This window comes from Streptococcus sp. Marseille-Q8145, assembly GCF_965112035.1.
Genome location: NZ_CBCOPQ010000001.1, coordinates 451084 through 471128, shown reverse-complemented (window position 1 = coordinate 471128; position 20045 = coordinate 451084). Strand labels below are relative to the sequence as shown.

Sequence of the window (20045 nt, the reverse complement as noted above, 5' to 3'; positions counted from 1 at the left end):
AAAATCTGAAATTTTACAACTTTTCTAATAAAGTAAAATTTTGAGTTTTAATACTTGACTTTCTTAATTAGAAGCATTATAATTAAAACATAATCAATAAAGATTAGAATGATTATAAATAAAAAGAGAGGTATCATTATGACTCAAGTAAAACATGGCGCTGCAGCAGATGTAGCAACTTTTACTAACCAAAATTCTTTACCAAAAACAAAAGCAGTTCTTAACCAAGTAGTTTCAGATCTTTATACAGCTCGTATCGCTCTTCACCAAGTTCACTGGTATATGCGTGGTGCAGGCTTCATGGTATGGCATCCAAAAATGGACGAATACATGGATACAATTGATGAAACCTTGGATGAAGTCAGCGAACGCTTGATTACTCTAGGTGGCAAGCCTTATTCAACTCTGACAGAGTTTATTCAACACAGCAAGATTGAAGAAAAAGCTGGCGAATTCAGCAAGAATGTTGAAGAAAGCTTGGAGCGCGTGATTGAAATCTTCCGTTATCTGACAGATCTTTACCAAGAAGCTATGGATGTGACAGATGAAGAAGGCGACGATGTAACCAATGATATCTTCGTTGGTGCTAAGGCAGACCTTGAAAAGACTATCTGGATGTTGACAGCTGAGCTTGGTCAAGCACCAGGTTTGTAAAATGATGTTTAAAGAGGCTGGGACAAAAGTCCTAGCCTCTCAATTGTCTTTGGATTGTTGAGCAAGACGCAGTGGTTGAGTGGGCTCTACTACGCTGATTTCATCAGCTTTTACAGCCCTACTCAACTGTGCGGAGGAGTTATAGAATTAAGAAGAACACTTCATCACTATTTGAGTGAAAGATGTTTTGCTTAATTCTTTTTTTATTGTTTGAAAGGAGTGATTTATGATAAAAGGCTTGGAAAAACTAAATGACAGACAAAGAGAAATCCTATTCAAAACCAATGAACTCCATAAAAATGCAGTCGGTAATGATTACAAAGATGGGATCAGCATTGTAGAGGTATGGTTGGAAAAAGGAGTTGTTTGTGCAAGGCTGAAAAATGGAGAATGGTATCACTATACCTATTCCTATACTTGGTATTAAGAATCCCGGCGAAAGGAGGGTATCGTGAGAAACTACGAGAAAATAACCGCCTTGTATGAAAGGTTAAGCCGAGATGATGAACTACAAGGCGAGAGCAATTCGATTGTCAATCAGAAGAAAATCTTGGAAGAATACGCAAAGAAAAATCATTTGGAGAACATTAGATATTTCCTCTTATTGACTACTATAAAATATATTGATATAATTTATAGTAGTTTTTTTATGGAGGAGAAAATATGTCAGCAATAGATTTGATTGTTTTAGGAATGATTAAAGAAAAAGAACAATTCCCTTAGATTTTCTAAGGGCGCAATTATACACCCTAAAGGGTGTCCCTGCGTCCTGCGGAGCATTTAGCCCTTGCAGGGAGCAATCGAGAAGTAGCGAAGATTATCGCATATCCCCCATTCCCTTTTTTATCGTCAAGGGTAAAGTGCATTCGCTACCGCTCACCCTTGACCCTAAAAATTTGAAACGGATACTACTTATCAAGCCGACATACTGAAACAACAAACGAAGTTACAGTATAAAACGATTACCACCGTTTTGTAGTGGGTTTACTAAAAATATTCCTTTGTGGCATTTGGAAATGGAAAGGCTTGGAAATTAATGGTATAATAAAATTTAAGAGAAATAAAACATCATTGATTTGAGAGGTATTCACATTGATAGAAATAAGGGAAGTTGTAGAAAATAAGAAGCAGTTTTTATCGCTTTTATTATTGGCAGATGAACAAGAAGATATGATATGACAGATATATAGCAGATGGCACAATGTATGTTTTAGACGATAATGGATTAAATGGCGAGTGTGTTGTCCTAAATGTGGGGAATAATACTCTTGAAATCAAAAATATCGCCATTCATCCGGATTATCAAAGAAAAGGATACGGACAGGCTTTCATTGATTTTATTATAGAGAAATACAAAGGGGAATATTCCGTATTACAAGTGGGAACGGGAGAAAGTCAGACTACCATCCCTTTTTATGAAAAATGTGGCTTTATTCGTTCTCATATCATCAAGAATTTTTTTATAGATAATTATGAACATCCGATTTACGAAGAAGGTGTCCAATTAGTAGATATGATTTATCTAAAAATGGATTTATAAGTCCGAGCATTAGGAGCGTGATAAATATGAAAAACCGAGAGAAGATCATTAGCTTATGGTTTGATATGTGGCTCAAACAACAAGATTTAGGAATAGACGATATATTTGCGGAAGATGTTGTTTATACTGAAAGTTGGTGTCCTAAATATGAAAATCGAGCAACTGTAAAGCATTGGTTTAATGAGTGGAATACAAGAGGAAAAGTGCTTACGTGGGATATAAAGCAGTTTTTCCATAGTGAACATCAAACAGTTGTTGAATGGTACTTCAAAAGTAAGATGAATGATGGAAGAATAGAAGGATTTGATGGTATATCATTGGTTGAGTGGACAAAAGAGAATAAAATCAAGAAACTAAAAGAATTTGGTTGCAACATCAATCATTATAATCCTTATGAAAATAGTGAGAAACCTCAATTTAGAGATGATGGAGCTTCTTGATTTTAGAACTAATTTCAAAATATTGGTAAGAGCGATTAGAAAATAAAAAATCTAATCGCTTTTTTTATTTCAACGAGGAAAGGAGAATTTATGGAAGAACTGAAAAACACAGATAAAAAAGGCATTAGCACAAAGAGAAAGATTGGAAAGACCACCTATGAGGTTGTTGTCCATTTCAATGAAAATGCAACTGAAACAATGCAAGATAAACTTACAAGAATAATGCTGAGGGAGCTTAGGAGAAAATCGGACGAAAAAAAAGATGATTTTGATTAAAAAATCCTTGACAAGTAGCAACAGGTGGGACGACGAAATCGAATTCTAACGAATTACCGATTTCTGTCCCACTCTCTGTTTTTTCTTAAGGATTGTTTAAGCTTCTTCCTTTATACTAAGATTATCAAATGAAGACCTCCTAACTTTGTTTGATAGAACTCCTAAACTTTTCTTTTTCATAATAATCTCCCGAAAAGGCAGTCTCCGTGGCTGTCTTTTCTGTTTTGCCATCTTGAAAACTTTGCTAAAATCTGATAAAATATAGCTCATGAAAACACTCTATGATGTGCAGCAATTTCTTAAAAATTTCGGGATCATTATCTATATGGGCAAGCGTCTTTATGATATTGAGATGATGAAAATTGAGTTGGAGCGGATTTACGATGCTGGCCTGATGGATAAGCTTGATTATCTGGAGGCTGAGGCGGTCCTGCGCAGAGAGCATCAAGTAGAGTTGAAGTATTTAGAAGATAAAGGGAGAAACTAGAATGGGAATTTGGATTTTATGGGCAATTTTGTTGGGGATGTTGGCTTGGATGGGTTTCAATTATTTCCGTATTCGCCGTGCAGCTAAGATAGTAGATAATAGTGAGTTTGAAGGCTTGATTCGTCAGGGACAGTTGATTGACTTGCGTGACCCATCGGATTTTCACCGCAAGCATATCTTGGGCGCGCGTAACATCCCATCTCAACAGCTCAAGTCTAGTATCAATGCGCTTCGCAAAGACAAACCAGTTCTTCTTTATGAAAATAGCCGTGGACAACGTGTAACCAATGCGGCAATCTACTTGAAGAAGCAAGGTTTTAATGATATTTATATCCTGTCTTACGGCCTCGATTCTTGGAGTGGTAAGGTTAAGACAAGCTGATCTTTGTATAAATATATACAAAGTTAACTACCTATAATTCAATTGGTCTGGTTTTGGGCAATTCTCATTAAAAAGAAACTCAATTAGATTATAAAACAGAAAGAATTCTTAATATTGTCGGTATTGTCATTTCTGTCATCAACTGGATTGCAGGAATTCTTCTGACTATGAATGGATTTATGTAATAAATAATAAAAAGGCTTGAATAAGCCTTTTTGTTTTACCAGGTTTGTTCCAAATAGCCTCTGATAATCTCGAGTTCGGAAGGATTAAGCGGTCGATAACTGCCTTCTGTTAGATTGGGATCCAGCTGGAAATCACCGAAATGAGTGCGTTTGAGATAGGTGACTTTGACACCAACTGCTAGAAACATTTTCTTGACCTGATGAAATTTCCCTTCAGAAATGGTAACTGAGGCGGTGGAGTGCTCGGGGCTAGTCGTGTGAATCTGAAGTTGAGCGGGCTTGCAACGAGTGCCATCCAGAAAAACAATTCCTTGCTGAAAAGCGATTGTGGCTTCTTGGTCAAGAGGACCGTTGACTTCGACATAGTAGGTCTTTGCGATATGGTATTGTGGATGGAGGAGTTGAAATCCCAGTGGCCCATTATCCGTAATCAGGAGTAGGCCACGTGTGTCGCGATCCAAACGGCCGATGGCGTAAAGCTGGTCGTTAAAATCTTCTGAGGCAATTAGATCTAGGACAGTCAGCTTGTCTGCGTCAGAATTGGCAGTGACAGCACCAGCGGGCTTGTTCATCAGAAAATAATGGTGGGCTAGGTGGTTTAAAGGTTTACCAGCTAGGCTAATGGACTGGAGGTCACTATCGACATTTTGACTGAGGGAGCGAGCAGCTTGACCGTCAATTACAATCTGCTTTAGTCGCAGTTTTTGTTTCATCTCTTTTCGGCTAATCTTAGCTAGGGCTAAGAATTTATCAAGGCGCATGAGTTTTCCTTTCAAAGGTTTGGATCGATTCTTTTTCTCCTTTTATCATACACTTTCGGAAGTAAAATTGCAAAAATAGCTACAGTTTACGATTTACCTATGAAAACATTTACACTTGGTTAGCCCGTGTTTTTTGGAAAAAACTGTGTTATAATTTTTAGTTGGAAATAATAATTAAGATTTAGAGGAAATCATGACAAAATTAAGAGAAGATATCCGTAACATTGCGATTATCGCCCATGTTGACCACGGGAAAACAACCCTCGTTGACGAATTATTGAAACAATCTGAAACTCTTGATGCACGTACAGAGTTGGCAGAGCGTGCCATGGACTCAAACGATATCGAAAAAGAGCGTGGAATTACCATCCTGGCTAAGAATACAGCTGTTGCTTACAACGGAACTCGTATCAACATCATGGACACACCAGGACACGCGGATTTCGGTGGAGAAGTTGAGCGTATCATGAAAATGGTTGACGGGGTTGTTTTGGTCGTAGATGCTTACGAAGGAACTATGCCACAAACTCGTTTCGTATTGAAAAAAGCCTTGGAACAAGATCTTGTTCCAATCGTTGTGGTTAACAAAATCGACAAACCATCTGCTCGTCCAGCAGAAGTAGTAGACGAAGTATTGGAGCTCTTCATTGAGCTTGGTGCAGACGATGACCAGCTTGACTTCCCAGTTGTTTATGCTTCAGCGATCAACGGAACATCTTCTTTGTCAGACAATCCAGCTGATCAAGAAAAAACAATGGCACCAATCTTTGATACCATCATCGACCATATCCCAGCTCCAGTGGATAACTCAGATGAGCCTTTGCAGTTCCAAGTGTCACTTTTGGACTACAATGACTTCGTAGGTCGTATCGGTATCGGACGTGTCTTCCGTGGTAGTGTGAAAGTTGGAGACCAAGTTACTCTTTCTAAACTAGACGGCACAACTAAAAACTTCCGTGTTACGAAACTCTTTGGTTTCTTTGGTTTGGAACGTCGTGAAATCCAAGAAGCAAAAGCGGGTGATTTGATTGCCGTTTCAGGTATGGAAGATATCTTTGTTGGTGAAACCATCACACCGACAGACGCCATTGAACCACTTCCAATCCTTCACATTGATGAGCCAACGCTCCAAATGACCTTCTTGGTTAACAACTCACCATTTGCAGGTCGTGAAGGTAAATGGGTAACGTCTCGTAAAGTGGAAGAACGTTTGCAGGCTGAGCTACAAACAGACGTTTCCCTTCGTGTTGATCCAACAGATTCACCAGATAAGTGGACAGTTTCAGGTCGTGGAGAATTGCACTTGTCAATCCTAATCGAAACCATGCGTCGTGAGGGTTATGAGCTGCAAGTGTCTCGTCCAGAAGTTATCGTAAAAGAAATTGACGGTGTCAAATGTGAGCCATTTGAGCGCGTCCAAATCGACACACCTGAAGAATATCAAGGATCTGTTATCCAAAGCCTTTCTGAACGTAAGGGTGAAATGTTGGATATGATTTCAACTGGTAATGGTCAAACTCGTTTGGTCTTCCTCGTTCCAGCGCGTGGTTTGATCGGATACTCAACTGAGTTCTTGTCAATGACGCGTGGTTACGGTATCATGAACCATACCTTCGACCAATACTTGCCGTTGATTCCAGGGGAAATTGGTGGTCGTCACCGTGGTGCCCTTGTTTCGATCGATGCTGGTAAGGCAACAACCTACTCAATCATGTCTATTGAAGAGCGCGGTACCATCTTTGTCAACCCAGGTACTGAGGTTTACGAAGGGATGATCATTGGTGAAAACTCTCGTGAAAACGACTTGACAGTGAATATCACCAAGGCCAAACAAATGACCAACGTTCGTTCTGCAACCAAGGACCAAACAGCTGTTATCAAGACACCTCGTATCTTGACCCTTGAAGAGTCACTTGAGTTCTTGAACGACGATGAGTACATGGAAGTAACACCTGAGTCTATCCGTTTGCGTAAACAAATCTTGAACAAGCAAGAACGCGAAAAAGCTAATAAAAACAAGAAAAAACAAGCAGCAGAATAAATCATTGAGTTGACTGATGGTAGAAAGGAGCAGCATGATTTACCTGATTATTGGAATATTAATCCTGCTTTTCTATGTATTTGCCATTCCAACTAGTATTAAGGGAACGCTGAATGTCTTGACATTTGTACTTTTGCTGGTTGCCTTGATCATTTTGCTTGCTTTGGCAATTTTTCAAATTTTTAAATTGCCTGGAGAATTATTTGTGAGTATCTTTTTGATTATTATAACAGTGTGGGCCTTGATGGACATCGAGCGTCTAGTACCATCTCAGAAATCAAAAGAACTTTAAACCCATAAATTATAAGGAAGGAATTAGGATTTCAAAGGTCGTGTAGACTTTCAGTAGCCTAATTCCTTTTGTTTATCTAAAGCGAGATTCTTTTAAGGTGGTTTTGGCTGGCTAGAAATGACATACAAATACTGGTAGTTTCTCATCTAGCGAGAACATGTTTTTTGAATGCTGTTGATAATCAGTGAGTAGGTCGGGTTTGATAAGACACTGGTAATTAAATGTTTTGGATGGTTTTTGCCTATATAAATAGGTTTTGCAAGGATTTCAATAGAATAATATTTCTTCTTATTTATTAAAAGCTGATAACAGTTAAAATAAAAGGCTGATATGACTTTTTTATTTTCGCAAAAAAAGGTAAAATAGAAGGTAGTATGAATGAAGAGGTACATGATGAAGACTATTTCAAAATTTGCCAATAAGAAAGTCTTGGTGTTGGGTTTGGCCAAATCAGGGGAGTCAGCTGCCCGTCTTTTGGATAAACTGGGAGCGATTGTGACGGTCAATGATGGGAAGCCTTTCGAGGAAAATCCAGCTGCCCAATCTTTGCTGGAAGAAGGAATTAAGGTCATAACTGGTGGTCATCCATTAGAATTGTTGGATGAAGATTTTGAATGGATGGTGAAAAATCCAGGCATTCCTTACAATAATCCTATGGTCATGAGGGCTTTGGAAAAGAAGATCCCTGTTATTACTGAAGTAGAGCTGGCTTATCTGATTTCGGATGCACCGATTATCGGGATTACTGGCTCCAATGGAAAAACGACCACCACGACCATGATTGCGGAGGTGCTAACAGCAGGCGGTCAAAATGGCCTCTTGTCAGGAAATATCGGATTTCCAGCTAGTCAAGTTGCCCAAGATGCGGGTGAAACAGATACTCTGGTCATGGAACTTTCTTCTTTCCAACTAATGGGAATAGAAGCTTTCCATCCAGAAATAGCAGTGATTACAAATCTGATGCCGACGCATCTGGACTATCACGGATCTTTTGAGGAATATGTGGCGGCCAAGTGGAATATCCAAAAAAATATGACAGCTTCTGACTATGTCGTGTTGAATTTCAATCAAGATTTGGCGAAAGAATTGGCTAAGAAGACGGCTGCCAAAGTGCTTCCTTTTTCAACTAAAGAAAAGGTCGATGGAGCTTACTTGGACGGCGATGTGCTGACTTTCCGTGGGGAAGCCATTATGAAAGCTTCTGAACTAGGCGTTCCTGGTAGCCATAATGTAGAAAACGCTCTAGCAACCATTGCAGTAGCCAAACTTCGTGGGATTGACAATCAAGTTATTAGAGAAACTCTGGCTCATTTTGGTGGTGTCAAGCATCGTCTCCAGTATGTGGGCGAAATCAATCAAGTCAAATTTTACAATGACAGTAAATCAACTAATATTTTAGCGACACAAAAAGCTTTGTCAGGCTTTGACAATAGCAAGGTCATTCTGATTGCTGGTGGTCTGGATCGTGGTAATGAATTTGATGAATTGGTGCCAGATATCAAGGGCCTGAAAAAGATGGTGATTTTGGGAGAATCGGCTGCGCGTGTTAAGCGGGCTGCGGATCAGGCAGAAGTGAGCTATCTGGACGCTTCAGATGTCAGAGATGCTACTCGCAAAGCCTTTTCTGTGGCGGAGCCTGGGGATGTTGTTCTTCTCAGTCCAGCCAATGCCAGCTGGGATATGTATAAGAATTTTGAAGTGCGGGGCGATGAATTTCTTGCCGTGTTTAAAGAATTAAAGGAATAAAATGAAAAAAATAGTATTTACAGGCGGAGGGACAGTTGGCCATGTGACCCTCAATCTTTTGCTGATGCCTAAATTTATCGAAGAGGGCTGGGAAGTCCATTATATCGGTGACCGTCATGGGATTGAGTACAAGGAAATTCAGAAATCAGGTCTACCTGTTGTTTTCCATTCGATTGCAACTGGCAAGCTCCGTCGCTATTTTTCTTGGCAGAATCTCTGGGATGTTTTTAAAGTGGCAGGTGGCATTCTCCAGTCGTTGGGCATCATGCTAAAAGTCCGTCCCAAAGCCCTATTTTCAAAAGGAGGCTTTGTATCTGTTCCACCAGTGATTGCTGCGAAGGTGACGGGCGTTCCAGTCTTTATCCATGAGTCTGATTTGTCGCTTGGTTTGGCTAATAAAATTGGTTATAAATGCGCGACAAAGATGTTCACGACTTTTGAACAAGCAGAAGGACTGAGCAAGGCTGAACATGTTGGAGCGGTGACCAAGATTGCTGCCCTCCCTCAAACGGAACCGGCTGAGATTGAGAAAATTAAGGCTCATTTCACAGAAGGAAAACCTACCTTGCTCTTTGTCGGGGGCTCAGGAGGTGCGAAAGTTTTCAATGATTTTATTACAAAAAACAAGGATCGCTTGATTGAAAAATACAATATTATCAATCTGACGGGCGATGCCAGCTTGGATGAGCTTTCCCATCGTATCTACCGGGTGTCCTATGTAACAGATCTGTATCAGCCACTGATGGCTATGGCAGATGTCGTCGTGACACGAGGTGGTTCCAATACTATTTTTGAATTACTGGCGATGAAGAAGTTGCAAGTAATTGTACCTTTGGGGCTGGGGGCAAGTCGAGGAGATCAAATTGAAAATGCCAACTACTTCTTGGAAAAAGGCTATGCGCTTAAAATCAATGAAGAAAACTTGAATCGGGTCAATCTCCAAGTAGCAGTGGATGATTTACTAAGAGAAAAGGATGCTTACTATCAACGAATGGAAAAAGCACCTGAATTAACATCAGTAGATGAATTTTATGAAATTTTGAAGCAAGATATTAACAAAGGGAAAAAATGAAAAAAAGCAAGGAAGACAAGCAAGAAACGGCTCAACTTTCTCTTTCTGAATGGCAAGTCAGAAACAAAGAGTATCTTGAGAAAAAAGCTCAAGAAAAGGCAAAAAAGCAAGCTGAGTTAGAGAAAAAAAGAGCTGAACTAGAGCAGAAAAAAGAAGAAATGAAGGCAGAACTGGAAAATCAGGAGCCTTCTAACGAAGAAGATACAGTTTCTGAAGAAATTGACACAGACTCTCCGACAAGTGAGAAAGAAGATGAAGTTCAAGATTCTGAAAGTGAATCTGAAGTTGAGGAGCAAGAGGAAGTCCAAGAACAAGAAGAAGAGCAAGAGGAAGAAGTAGAGCAGGTTGAGTTTTCAAAAGTTCCAATTGAGAAAATTCATTGGTATCGAGCTTTGCCTGTTTTAGTGACAAGTTCTCTGATCTTTTTAGCTTCCCTTTATTTCCTTACACCGCTGGCAACCATGAAGACCATTGAATTTACTGGGAACAAGGTTGTGAGTCAGGAGGAGCTAAGAAGCAGTAGCAAAATCGATCAGCGCGATTACACTGTCACTGTTTACAAAAATCGCCATCATTATGAGCAAAATCTGAAAGCTTCTAGCCCCTGGATTGAAAATGTAGAGATGACCTATCAATTCCCACTGACTTTCAAAATCGATGTTCAGGAATATGGCATTTTAGGTTATTTGCAGAAAGATTCTAAGTATTATCCTATTTTAACCAGTGGAGAATACGTAAAAAATGAGGTTGCGGCTGATGCCTTGCCAGAAGAACGGATGGATGTGACCTTTTCGGATGCAGGTTTGATCAAGGAGTTTGTTCAACAACTGAAGAATGTTCCCGATTCAGTCAAAAAGAGCATAAGAAAAGTTGATTTAACTCCTAGCAAGGTGACAGAGGATTTAGTGACTATTACCATGTCTGATGAACACCAAATTTTAGTTCCTATTTCTCATATTGCTAAGAAACTTCCTTACTATGAAGGAATTCATCCTCAGTTGGAAGTGCCAAGTGTGGTTGATATGGAGGCTGGTATTTTTAGCTACGCGCAAGGCACAGAAAATGAAGCTATCCATGAAGCTAGCAACGATGCGCAAGATACAGAATCTTCAACTCAACATGCAGAGCAATCTACCGAGCATTCTGCTCAATCTCAGGCAGAAAAGCCAGAGATTTCTGAAAATAACTAATTATTATAGATAAAAAACTGCGCCAATTTCGTATTTTTATGATATAATAAAGTTTGGATAACCCTATTTTCTAGAGTTATTTGTATTAGAATGGAAACGTGGAAGACAGAGAGGACTGATGTAATGGCTAGAGATGGCTTTTTTACTGGATTAGATATAGGAAGTAGCACAATTAAAGTGTTGGTGGCAGAGCACATCAACGGTGAAATGAATGTTATTGGAGTCAGCAATGCAAAGAGTGCTGGCGTTAAAGATGGGATTATTGTCGATATTGAAGCAGCAGCAGCGGCTATTAAGTCAGCAATTTCTCAAGCAGAGGAAAAAGCGGGGATTTCAATTGGACTAGTGAATGTTGGCTTGCCTGCAAATTTACTGCAAATTGAGCCAACTCAAGGAATGATTCCTGTGACTAGTGACTCCAAAGAAATTACCGATGAAGATGTCGAGAGCGTTGTAAGATCTGCCTTGACCAAGAGCATGACTCCTGACCGTGAAGTAATTACCTTCATCCCAGAAGAGTTTGTTGTTGATGGCTTCCAAGGGATCCGTGATCCTCGTGGTATGATGGGGATTCGCCTAGAAATGCGCGGCCTACTCTACACTGGTCCTCGTACAATCCTGCATAATCTCCGTAAGACAGTAGAGCGTGCAGGAGTGAAATTGGAGAATATCATCATTTCTCCTTTAGCGATGACAAAATCCATCTTGAACGAAGGAGAACGGGAGTTTGGTGCGACAGTCATTGATATGGGTGGCGGACAAATTACAGTTGCTTCTGTAAAAAATCAAGAATTACAGTTTACAAATATCTATCAAGAAGGCGGCGACTATGTCACGAAAGACATTTCAAAAGTCTTGAAAACTTCTCAGAAATTGGCAGAAAGCTTGAAATTTAACTATGGTGTAGCTTATGTACCATTTGCAGGCACAGAATCTTTCCCAGTTGAAGTCATCGGGGAAGTTAATCCAGTTGAAATAACAGAAACCTATCTAGCTGAGATCATCTCTGCTCGTATCAAACATGTTTTTGAACAAATCAAGCAAGATTTAGATAGAAGACACGTGTTAGATCTTCCTGGCGGTATCGTCATCGTTGGTGGTGGAGCGATCTTGCCTGGCGTTGTAGAATTAGCTCAGGAAGTATTTGGCGTTCACGCTAAATTATACGTACCAAATCAAATCGGTATCCGTAATCCAGCTTTTGCCCACGTGATTAGTCTTTCAGAGTATGCTGGCAATCTGACCGAAGTGGATCGAATTGCACAAGCTGCTGTTCGTGGAGACGAGCAGTTGCGTCATCAAGCAACTAGCTTTGAACGTCCAAGTCATAGAGTACCTCGCTTTGATCATCAGCCGGTTGAACCAGTTCAACCAGTTCAAGAGGTGGAACCAGAAATTGCACCGCTTAGAAATGAAGAACCACAAGAGGAACCAAAAGCTAGTCTTACAGATAAGATGCGCAATTTAATTGGGAATATGTTTGAGTAAGGAGAATAAATAGATTATGACATTTTCATTTGATGCGGCTGCTGCACAAGGCGCAGTCATTAAAGTAATTGGTGTCGGCGGTGGCGGCGGAAACGCTATTAACCGTATGATCGATGAAGGTCTTGCTGGCGTAGAATTTATCGCAGCAAATACAGATGTGCAAGCACTTAGCAGTGCAAAAGCAGAAACAGTTATCCAGCTTGGTCCTAAGTTGACTCGTGGTCTGGGTGCAGGAGGTCAACCTGAGGTTGGTCGTAAAGCAGCTGAAGAAAGCGAAGAAGTTTTGACAGAAGCCCTTCAAGGAGCAGACATGGTCTTTATCACTGCTGGTATGGGTGGTGGCTCTGGTACAGGAGCAGCACCAGTTATTGCTCGCATCGCTAAATCAGTAGGCGCCCTAACTGTAGCAGTTGTGACTCGTCCATTTGGCTTTGAAGGAAACAAGCGTGGTAATTTTGCCGTTGAAGGAATCAATGAACTGCGTGAACATGTAGATACTCTTTTGATCATTTCAAACAACAATCTTTTGGAAATTGTTGACAAGAAAACTCCGCTTCTCGAAGCCTTGAGTGAAGCGGATAACGTATTGCGCCAAGGGGTTCAGGGTATTACTGACTTGATTACCAGCCCTGGCTTGATCAACCTTGACTTTGCAGACGTGAAGACTGTTATGGAAAATAAAGGTAATGCCTTGATGGGTATCGGTATCGGAAGCGGTGAAGAACGCGTTATCGAAGCAGCTCGTAAAGCTATCTACTCTCCACTTCTTGAGACAACTATTGATGGTGCAGAAGACGTGATCGTCAACGTTACTGGTGGCCTAGATATGACTTTGATTGAAGCGGAAGAAGCTTCTGAAATCGTTAATCAGGCAGCTGGTCATGGTGTCAACATCTGGCTCGGTACTTCTATTGATGAATCTATGAAGGATGAAATCCGTGTGACTGTTGTTGCAACAGGTGTTAAAGAGGATAAGGTTGATAAGGTAAGTGGATTGCAAGGCGTTAAACCTGCGAGCCGAGCTGAGCAAGTACGCTCAGCACAATCATCTGCTCATTATGATCGAAACTTCGATATGGCAGAAACAAGAGAAATGCCAGCTCCTTCTCATCGCTCAACTGTAGAAACTTCTAGAGCTTCTGCCTTTGGAGACTGGGATTTACGCCGTGAATCAATCGTTCGTCAAGCAGAACCTGTGCCTTCTAGCCGTGTAGAGCGCTTTACAGATATTAAGGAAGAAGATGACGAACTTGAAACACCGCCATTCTTTAGAAATCGCTAATTAAATGTATTTTCAAGCAAATAAAGATTTAATTTTTCAAAATGTTGCTCAAATAGTTGAAAAAGAAAATCGATTGAAGGACTCCGTAAACATTATTGCGGTTACCAAGTATGTTGACTGTGAAACAGCGAAAAAACTCGTGGATACAGGAATCAAACATATTGGAGAAAATCGAGTAGATAAGTTTCTTGAAAAATATCATGCCTTAAAGGAAGAGAATCTTACTTGGCATTTAATTGGTAGTTTGCAGAGAAGAAAAGTGAAAGATGTGATCAACTATGTTGATTATTTCCATGCTTTAGACTCTGTCAAATTGGCTCAAGAAATCAACAAGCGAGCAGAACATGTGATTAATTGTTTCTTGCAAGTCAATATCTCAAAAGAAGAAAGCAAGCACGGTTTTTTAGTTGAAGAACTAGATAGTGTTTTACCAGAGCTTGCAGCCTTAGAAAACATTTGCATTGTTGGCCTGATGACCATGGCTCCACTCGAAGCTGATCATCAAGAACTGAATCAGATTTTTTCAGAGGCACATCAGCTTCAACAAAACTTACAAAGCAAACAGTTAAAAAACATGCCCTTTTCTGATTTGAGTATGGGAATGAGCCGTGATTATCCAGAAGCGATTGCCAACGGCTCAACCTATGTCAGAATCGGAACAGCATTTTTTAAATAGGAAAGAACAATGTCATTTAAAGATAAATTTGATAAATTTATAGAATACTTTACAGAAGATGGAGAGAAGTCTGACTTATCAGTACAGCCTTCAGATGAATCTGATTCTGTTTTGAAGCCTGCAGAGATCGAGCCAGTTCCGGCTGCATCGGCAAAGGAAAACGCACGTACTCGTTCAGCTTCTTCACAAGTCCAACAAAAGCCTGCAACGGAAAATATTACTAGATTGCATGCTCGCCAACAAGAACTGGCTCAGCATCGAGTGAAATCTAGTGAGAAGGTTACGATTGATGTTCGCTATCCGAAAAAATATGAGGAAGCAACAGAGGTTGTTGATTTACTTGTGGCGAATGAGAGTATCTTAATTGATTTTCAATATATGACAGAGGTACAAGCAAGACGTTGCTTGGATTATCTTGATGGGGCGCGCTATGTTTTGGCTGGGAACTTGAGAAAAGTTGCTAGTACCATGTACTTGCTCACTCCAATCAATGTTGTCGTCAATGTAGAAGATATTCGCCTTCCCAACGATGTGGATCTGAGTGAATACGATTTTGATATGAAACGCAGCAGATAATTAATGATTTACTTTATTTTAAAATTAGTTTCTAATCTAATTGATCTTTACTCCCTTCTCGTCTTCATCTATGCACTCTTGTCTTGGTTCCCTGGAGCTTACCAAACAGCCCTAGGAAGGCTTGTCGGTTCTCTGGTTGAACCATTTTTGCGTTTGTTCCGCAGGTTGCCTTTGCAGTTTGGTAGATTAGACTTTACTGTTCTGGCGGCACTTTTTGCCTTGAGAGTGCTTGATACCTTATTTCTACACTTCCTCGCTTCCTTGTTATTGCTATGGTAAACAGTATCTATCAGCATTATTCTCAGGATGATCAAGATTTTCTGGATAAAAGCATGGAATTGCTTCAAAGAGTAGAAAATCAATATAGCTATGAGACGACTGCTTTTTTGAATCCTCATCAGGTCAATATTCTCAAAAATTTGAGTAAGCAATATGATGTGCAAGTATTTGCTAGTTCAGATTATTTTCCAAGTGAGTTTGCTAAAGTGTTGATTGCACCTAGCTATTATCAATTAGAACTCGAAGATTTTGATGTGGTCTTGCTAGAGATTACCTATGCAAGTAAGTTCTATAAGGTGACTCATTCACAAATTATGGGAACTCTTTTGCATCAGCTAGGGATTGAGAGGCGGACGTTTGGCGATATTATCGTCGTGGATGACCGTGCACAAGTATTTGTGGATAGAAGATTAGAAGAATATTTCATTACGAATGTTTCTAAAATAGCTAAAGTCCCAGTTCGGCTAAGAAGAGTTGATTTCAGAGATCAGTTACAAGACTCACCAGCTACTAAAACAACAGATGTTTTGGTCTCTAGTCTCAGATTGGATAAGCTGGTAGCCACAGTCTTTAAGTTGTCACGTAGTCAAGCTGTGGAACTAATCATGGGGAAGCAGGTAAAGCAGAACTACAGAACCATTGATAATCCTAGCCAACAGCTCTCTCTGGGGGATTTGATTAGCGTTAGGAAATATGGAAGATTTAAGATTTTAACAGAAAATGGTTTTTCCAAAAATGGGAAGCATAAACTAACAGTTGAATTATTACCTAGTAAATAAGGAGGGAACATGGCACTAACATCATTAGATATTAGAGATAAAGGTTTTTCAACCAGATTTAGAGGGTACGATATTGATGAAGTTGAAGAATTTCTTGATATCATTGTCAATGATTATGAGGAATTAATCCGTGAGAATCGTGAGAAAGAAGCAAAAATCCGTAATCTTGAAGAACGTCTAATTTATTTTGATGAAATGAAAGACTCGCTCAGCCAATCTGTTTTGATTGCACAAGATACAGCAGAGCGGGTCAAGCAGGCAGCACAAGAACGTTCAGGAAATATTGTGCAGCAAGCAGAGCAAGATGCGCAACGTTTATTAGATAGAGCCAAGTATAAGGCAAATGATATTCTTCGTCAGGCTACAGATAACGCCAAAAGAGTAGCTGTTGAGACAGAAGAATTGAAAAATAAAACGCGTGTCTTCCATCAGCGTCTCAAATCGACAATTGAAAGTCAACTAAGTATTGTTGACTCTCCAGATTGGGAAGATATCCTTCGCCCAACTGCTGCCTATCTCCAAACCAGTGATGAAGCCTTTAAAGAAGTGGTTGAAGAAGCGATTGGAGAAAAAGTCGAGCTAGAGGAAGAAGTAGATGTTACGCGCCAATTCTCACCTGAAGAATTAGCTGAATTGCAAGAACGAATTGAGCAAGCAAATCGAGATTTGGCAGAAACACAGACTCTTCAGACTATAGATGAAGAGCTGATCCAAGCACAACAGAAAGAAATTTTAGAATCTGGAGAACTTTCAGATTTGGATGAAGATTCTAAAGTTCCAGTAGATCTTTTATAATAAGTGCAGAAACACAAATCAGACAGAATATTTTCAGCGAGCAGGTGGTGGTGAGAGACCTGTAATCCCTTTTGTTTGGTTTATCATTCTGCTTCATCGTTTCTGAATCGAGTAAGAAACGACGTCCGCCTACGTTACAGGCTAAGAGGGATAGGATTTTTCCTGTCTAAACAAAGGTGGTACCACGATTTTCGTCCTTTTTAACGATTCGTGGTTTTTAATTTGTCTATATAATAAAGGAGATATAATGAAACTCAAAGATACCCTGAATCTTGGGAAAACTGCATTTCCAATGCGTGCTGGCCTTCCAACCAAAGAACCAGTTTGGCAAAAAGAATGGGAAGAAGCTAAACTTTACCAACGTCGTCAAGAATTGAACCAAGGAAAACCGCATTTCACCTTGCATGATGGACCTCCATATGCAAACGGAAATATCCACGTTGGACACGCTATGAACAAGATTTCTAAAGATATTATTGTTCGTTCAAAATCGATGTCAGGATTTTATGCGCCTTACATCCCAGGTTGGGATACTCATGGTCTCCCAATCGAGCAAGTTTTGGCAAAACAGGGTGTTAAACGCAAAGAAATGGACTTGGTTGAGTACTTGAAACTTTGCCGTGAGTATGCTCTCTCTCAAGTTGACAAACAGCGAGAAGACTTTAAACGCTTGGGTGTTTCTGGTGACTGGGAAAACCCTTATGTGACCTTGACTCCAGACTATGAAGCAGCTCAAATCCGTGTCTTTGGTGAAATGGCTAAGAAAGGCTATATCTATCGTGGTGCCAAGCCAGTTTACTGGTCATGGTCATCTGAGTCAGCCCTGGCTGAAGCGGAAATTGAATACCATGACTTGCTTTCAACTTCCCTTTACTATGCCAATCCAGTTAAAGATGGGAAAGGTGTGCTAGATACGGATACCTATATCGTTGTATGGACAACAACTCCTTTTACCATCACAGCATCTCGTGGTTTGACAGTTGGAGCAGATATTGATTATGTATTGGTACAACCAGCTGGTGAATCTCGTAAGTTTGTAGTTGCTTCAGAATTATTGAATAGTCTTTCTGAGAAATTTGGTTGGGCGGATGTTCAAGTCTTGGCGACCTACCGTGGTCAAGAATTGAACCACATTGTGACAGTCCACCCATGGGATACAGCTGTAGATGAGTTGGTGATCCTTGGTGACCACGTTACGACTGACTCTGGTACTGGTATTGTCCATACAGCCCCTGGTTTTGGTGAGGATGACTACAATGTCGGTGTTGCCAACGGCCTTGAAGTTGCTGTAACAGTTAACGAACGCGGTATTATGATGGAAAATGCTGGTCCTGATTTTGCGGGTCAATTCTATGACAAGGTGGTTCCAACTGTTATCGAAAAACTTGGTAACCTCCTTCTTGCCCAAGAAGAAATCTCTCACTCATATCCATTTGACTGGCGTACGAAAAAACCAATCATCTGGCGTGCAGTGCCACAGTGGTTTGCCTCTGTATCTAAATTCCGCCAAGAAATCTTGGATGAAATTGAAAAAGTGAAATTTCACTCAGAATGGGGGAAAGTGCGTCTTTACAACATGATTCGTGACCGTGGCGACTGGGTTATCTCTCGTCAACGTGCCTGGGGAGTTCCCCTTCCTATCTTCTACGCAGAAGACGGAACACCAATCATGACAGCTGAAACCATCGAACACGTGGCTCAACTCTTTGAAGAGCACGGCTCTATTGTCTGGTGGGAACGTGATGCCAAAGACCTCTTGCCAGAAGGATTTACGCATCCAGGTTCACCAAATGGCGAGTTCAAGAAAGAAACGGATATCATGGATGTTTGGTTCGACTCAGGTTCATCATGGAATGGAGTTGTGGTAAACCGTCCAGAGCTTAAATACCCAGCTGATCTCTATCTAGAAGGTTCTGACCAATACCGTGGTTGGTTCAACTCTTCACTCATCACATCTGTTGCCAACCATGGCGTAGCACCATACAAACAAATCTTATCACAAGGATTTGCTCTTGATGGTAAGGGTGAGAAGATGTCTAAATCTCTTGGAAATACCATTGCTCCAAGCGATGTTGAAAAACAATTCGGCGCTGAAATTTTGCGTCTTTGGGTAACAAGTGTTGACTCAAGCAACGACGTGCGTATCTCTATGGATATCTTGAGCCAAGTCTCGGAAACTTACCGTAAGATCCGTAACACTCTTCGTTTCTTGATTGCTAATACATCAGACTTTAACCCAGCTCAAGACGCAGTGGCTTACGATGAGCTTCGTTCCGTTGACAAGTACATGACCATCCGCTTTAACCAGCTTGTCAAGACTATTCGTGATGCTTATGCCAACTTTGAATTCTTGACAATCTACAAGGCCTTGGTGAACTTTATTAACGTTGACTTGTCAGCCTTCTACCTTGACTTTGCCAAGGACGTTGTCTACATCGAAGGTGCCAAATCACTTGAGCGCCGTCAAATGCAGACTGTCTTCTATGACATTCTTGTCAAAATCACGAAGCTCTTGACACCAATCCTGCCTCATACAGCAGAGGAAATCTGGTCATATCTTGAGCATGAAGCAGAAGACTTCGTTCAATTGTCAGAACTACCAGAAGCGGAAATCTTTGCTAACCAAGAAGAAATCTTGGATACATGGGCAGCCTTCATGGATTTCCGTGGACAAGCTCAAAAAGCCTTGGAAGAAGCCCGTAATGCCAAAGTGATCGGTAAATCACTTGAAGCACACTTGACAGTTTATCCAAATGAAATAGTGAAAACTCTCCTTGGAGCAGTGGATAGCAATGTAGCTCAACTTTTGATCGTGTCAGAATTGACCATTGCAGAAGGATCAGCTCCAGAAGGCGCAGTTAGTTTTGAGGATGTTGCCTTTACAGTTGAACGTGCTGCAGGTGAAGTATGTGACCGTTGCCGTCGTATCGATCCAACTACTGCAGACCGTAGCTATCATGCAGTTATTTGTGACCACTGTGCAAGCATTGTAGAAGAAAACTTTGCAGACGCAGTTGCAGAAGGATTTGAAGAAAAATAATCCAGTCTAACATGACTAGGTTTGACTGATGGCTAGTAGAAGAAGTTCCGTCTCAACTGAGGCG

General features: G+C 40.5%; 21 protein-coding genes, 2 pseudogenes and 1 other annotated feature. Of the genes and pseudogenes, 22 read left to right on the top strand and 1 reads right to left on the bottom strand.

Annotated features, from left to right (window positions below):
* Window positions 1-138 precede the first annotated feature (138 nt).
* From ACWPVL_RS02355 to ACWPVL_RS02315, 9 genes and pseudogenes are all read left to right on the top strand, one after another.
* Window positions 139-654 (top strand): Dps family protein, encoded by a 516-nt coding sequence (locus ACWPVL_RS02355; RefSeq protein ID WP_015605512.1) that lies wholly within the window; start codon window positions 139-141, stop codon window positions 652-654.
* A 226-nt stretch (window positions 655-880) separates the two neighbouring features.
* Entirely contained in the window at window positions 881-1081 is a 201-nt protein-coding gene (locus ACWPVL_RS02350; RefSeq protein WP_454386568.1) for a hypothetical protein, read from the top strand.
* Between the two features lie 24 nt (window positions 1082-1105).
* Window positions 1106-1252: pseudogene (locus ACWPVL_RS02345) on the top strand (recombinase family protein); the annotation flags it as partial.
* Window positions 1253-1855: 603 nt separating this feature from the next.
* The gene (locus ACWPVL_RS02340; RefSeq protein ID WP_454386566.1) at window positions 1856-2194 is read left to right on the top strand and encodes a GNAT family N-acetyltransferase; all 339 of its coding nucleotides are present in this window, start codon (window positions 1856-1858) and stop codon (window positions 2192-2194) included.
* 26 nt (window positions 2195-2220) lie between these two features.
* On the top strand, window positions 2221-2634 hold the full coding sequence (locus ACWPVL_RS02335) for a nuclear transport factor 2 family protein (protein WP_268721048.1): 414 nt from the start codon (window positions 2221-2223) through the stop codon (window positions 2632-2634).
* A 90-nt stretch (window positions 2635-2724) separates the two neighbouring features.
* Window positions 2725-2910, top strand: coding sequence for a transposon-encoded TnpW family protein (locus ACWPVL_RS02330; RefSeq protein WP_154293436.1), 186 nt, complete (start codon window positions 2725-2727; stop codon window positions 2908-2910).
* A gap of 268 nt (window positions 2911-3178) precedes the next feature.
* Window positions 3179-3397 carry a YqgQ family protein gene (locus ACWPVL_RS02325; protein ID WP_005590812.1) on the top strand — a complete coding sequence of 73 codons (219 nt, stop codon included), beginning with the start codon at window positions 3179-3181 and terminating at the stop codon, window positions 3395-3397.
* 1 nt (window position 3398) lies between these two features.
* On the top strand, window positions 3399-3779 hold the full coding sequence (locus ACWPVL_RS02320) for a rhodanese-like domain-containing protein (RefSeq protein ID WP_454386562.1): 381 nt from the start codon (window positions 3399-3401) through the stop codon (window positions 3777-3779).
* Window positions 3780-3820: 41 nt separating this feature from the next.
* Window positions 3821-3964: pseudogene (locus ACWPVL_RS02315) on the top strand (DUF4190 domain-containing protein); the annotation flags it as partial.
* Between the two features lie 35 nt (window positions 3965-3999).
* Here the strand turns inward: ACWPVL_RS02315 and ACWPVL_RS02310 are convergent.
* Window positions 4000-4725 (bottom strand): 16S rRNA pseudouridine(516) synthase, encoded by a 726-nt coding sequence (locus tag ACWPVL_RS02310; RefSeq protein ID WP_454386560.1) that lies wholly within the window; start codon window positions 4723-4725, stop codon window positions 4000-4002.
* Window positions 4726-4918: 193 nt separating this feature from the next.
* Here ACWPVL_RS02310 and typA point away from each other — a divergent pair, with 193 nt between their 5' ends.
* From typA to ileS, 13 genes are all read left to right on the top strand, one after another.
* A complete protein-coding gene (typA, locus tag ACWPVL_RS02305) occupies window positions 4919-6766 on the top strand; it encodes a translational GTPase TypA (RefSeq protein ID WP_125446241.1) in 1848 nt (615 codons plus the stop codon).
* Window positions 6767-6800: 34 nt separating this feature from the next.
* The gene (locus ACWPVL_RS02300; protein WP_005590808.1) at window positions 6801-7058 is read left to right on the top strand and encodes a DUF3165 family protein; all 258 of its coding nucleotides are present in this window, start codon (window positions 6801-6803) and stop codon (window positions 7056-7058) included.
* A 393-nt stretch (window positions 7059-7451) separates the two neighbouring features.
* The gene (gene murD, locus ACWPVL_RS02295; RefSeq protein WP_454386826.1) at window positions 7452-8804 is read left to right on the top strand and encodes a UDP-N-acetylmuramoyl-L-alanine--D-glutamate ligase; all 1353 of its coding nucleotides are present in this window, start codon (window positions 7452-7454) and stop codon (window positions 8802-8804) included.
* A 1-nt stretch (window position 8805) separates the two neighbouring features.
* Window positions 8806-9876, top strand: coding sequence for a UDP-N-acetylglucosamine--N-acetylmuramyl-(pentapeptide) pyrophosphoryl-undecaprenol N-acetylglucosamine transferase (locus tag ACWPVL_RS02290; protein WP_454386557.1), 1071 nt, complete (start codon window positions 8806-8808; stop codon window positions 9874-9876).
* Complete coding sequence (locus ACWPVL_RS02285; protein WP_454386555.1) at window positions 9873-11066, top strand: cell division protein FtsQ/DivIB; 1194 nt, start codon at window positions 9873-9875, stop codon at window positions 11064-11066. Before ACWPVL_RS02290 ends, ACWPVL_RS02285 begins: the two co-directional genes overlap by 4 nt.
* 123 nt (window positions 11067-11189) lie before the next feature.
* Complete coding sequence (gene ftsA, locus ACWPVL_RS02280; RefSeq protein WP_454386553.1) at window positions 11190-12554, top strand: cell division protein FtsA; 1365 nt, start codon at window positions 11190-11192, stop codon at window positions 12552-12554.
* A gap of 16 nt (window positions 12555-12570) precedes the next feature.
* A complete protein-coding gene (gene ftsZ / locus ACWPVL_RS02275) occupies window positions 12571-13836 on the top strand; it encodes a cell division protein FtsZ (RefSeq protein WP_125371315.1) in 1266 nt (421 codons plus the stop codon).
* Between the two features lie 4 nt (window positions 13837-13840).
* Entirely contained in the window at window positions 13841-14512 is a 672-nt protein-coding gene (locus ACWPVL_RS02270; RefSeq protein WP_454386550.1) for a YggS family pyridoxal phosphate-dependent enzyme, read from the top strand.
* Between the two features lie 9 nt (window positions 14513-14521).
* Complete coding sequence (locus tag ACWPVL_RS02265) at window positions 14522-15088, top strand: cell division protein SepF (protein ID WP_454386549.1); 567 nt, start codon at window positions 14522-14524, stop codon at window positions 15086-15088.
* Window positions 15089-15091: 3 nt separating this feature from the next.
* Window positions 15092-15367, top strand: coding sequence for a YggT family protein (locus ACWPVL_RS02260; protein WP_080978279.1), 276 nt, complete (start codon window positions 15092-15094; stop codon window positions 15365-15367).
* On the top strand, window positions 15361-16146 hold the full coding sequence (locus tag ACWPVL_RS02255; protein WP_454386546.1) for a YlmH family RNA-binding protein: 786 nt from the start codon (window positions 15361-15363) through the stop codon (window positions 16144-16146). The genes ACWPVL_RS02260 and ACWPVL_RS02255 overlap by 7 nt, the downstream gene beginning before the upstream one ends.
* Window positions 16147-16155: 9 nt before the next feature.
* A complete protein-coding gene (locus ACWPVL_RS02250) occupies window positions 16156-16941 on the top strand; it encodes a DivIVA domain-containing protein (RefSeq protein ID WP_454386544.1) in 786 nt (261 codons plus the stop codon).
* Window positions 16941-17143, top strand: a binding site (T-box leader). It overlaps the preceding gene by 1 nt.
* Window positions 17144-17188: 45 nt before the next feature.
* Complete coding sequence (gene ileS, locus ACWPVL_RS02245) at window positions 17189-19981, top strand: isoleucine--tRNA ligase (protein WP_454386542.1); 2793 nt, start codon at window positions 17189-17191, stop codon at window positions 19979-19981.
* Window positions 19982-20045: the final 64 nt, after the last annotated feature.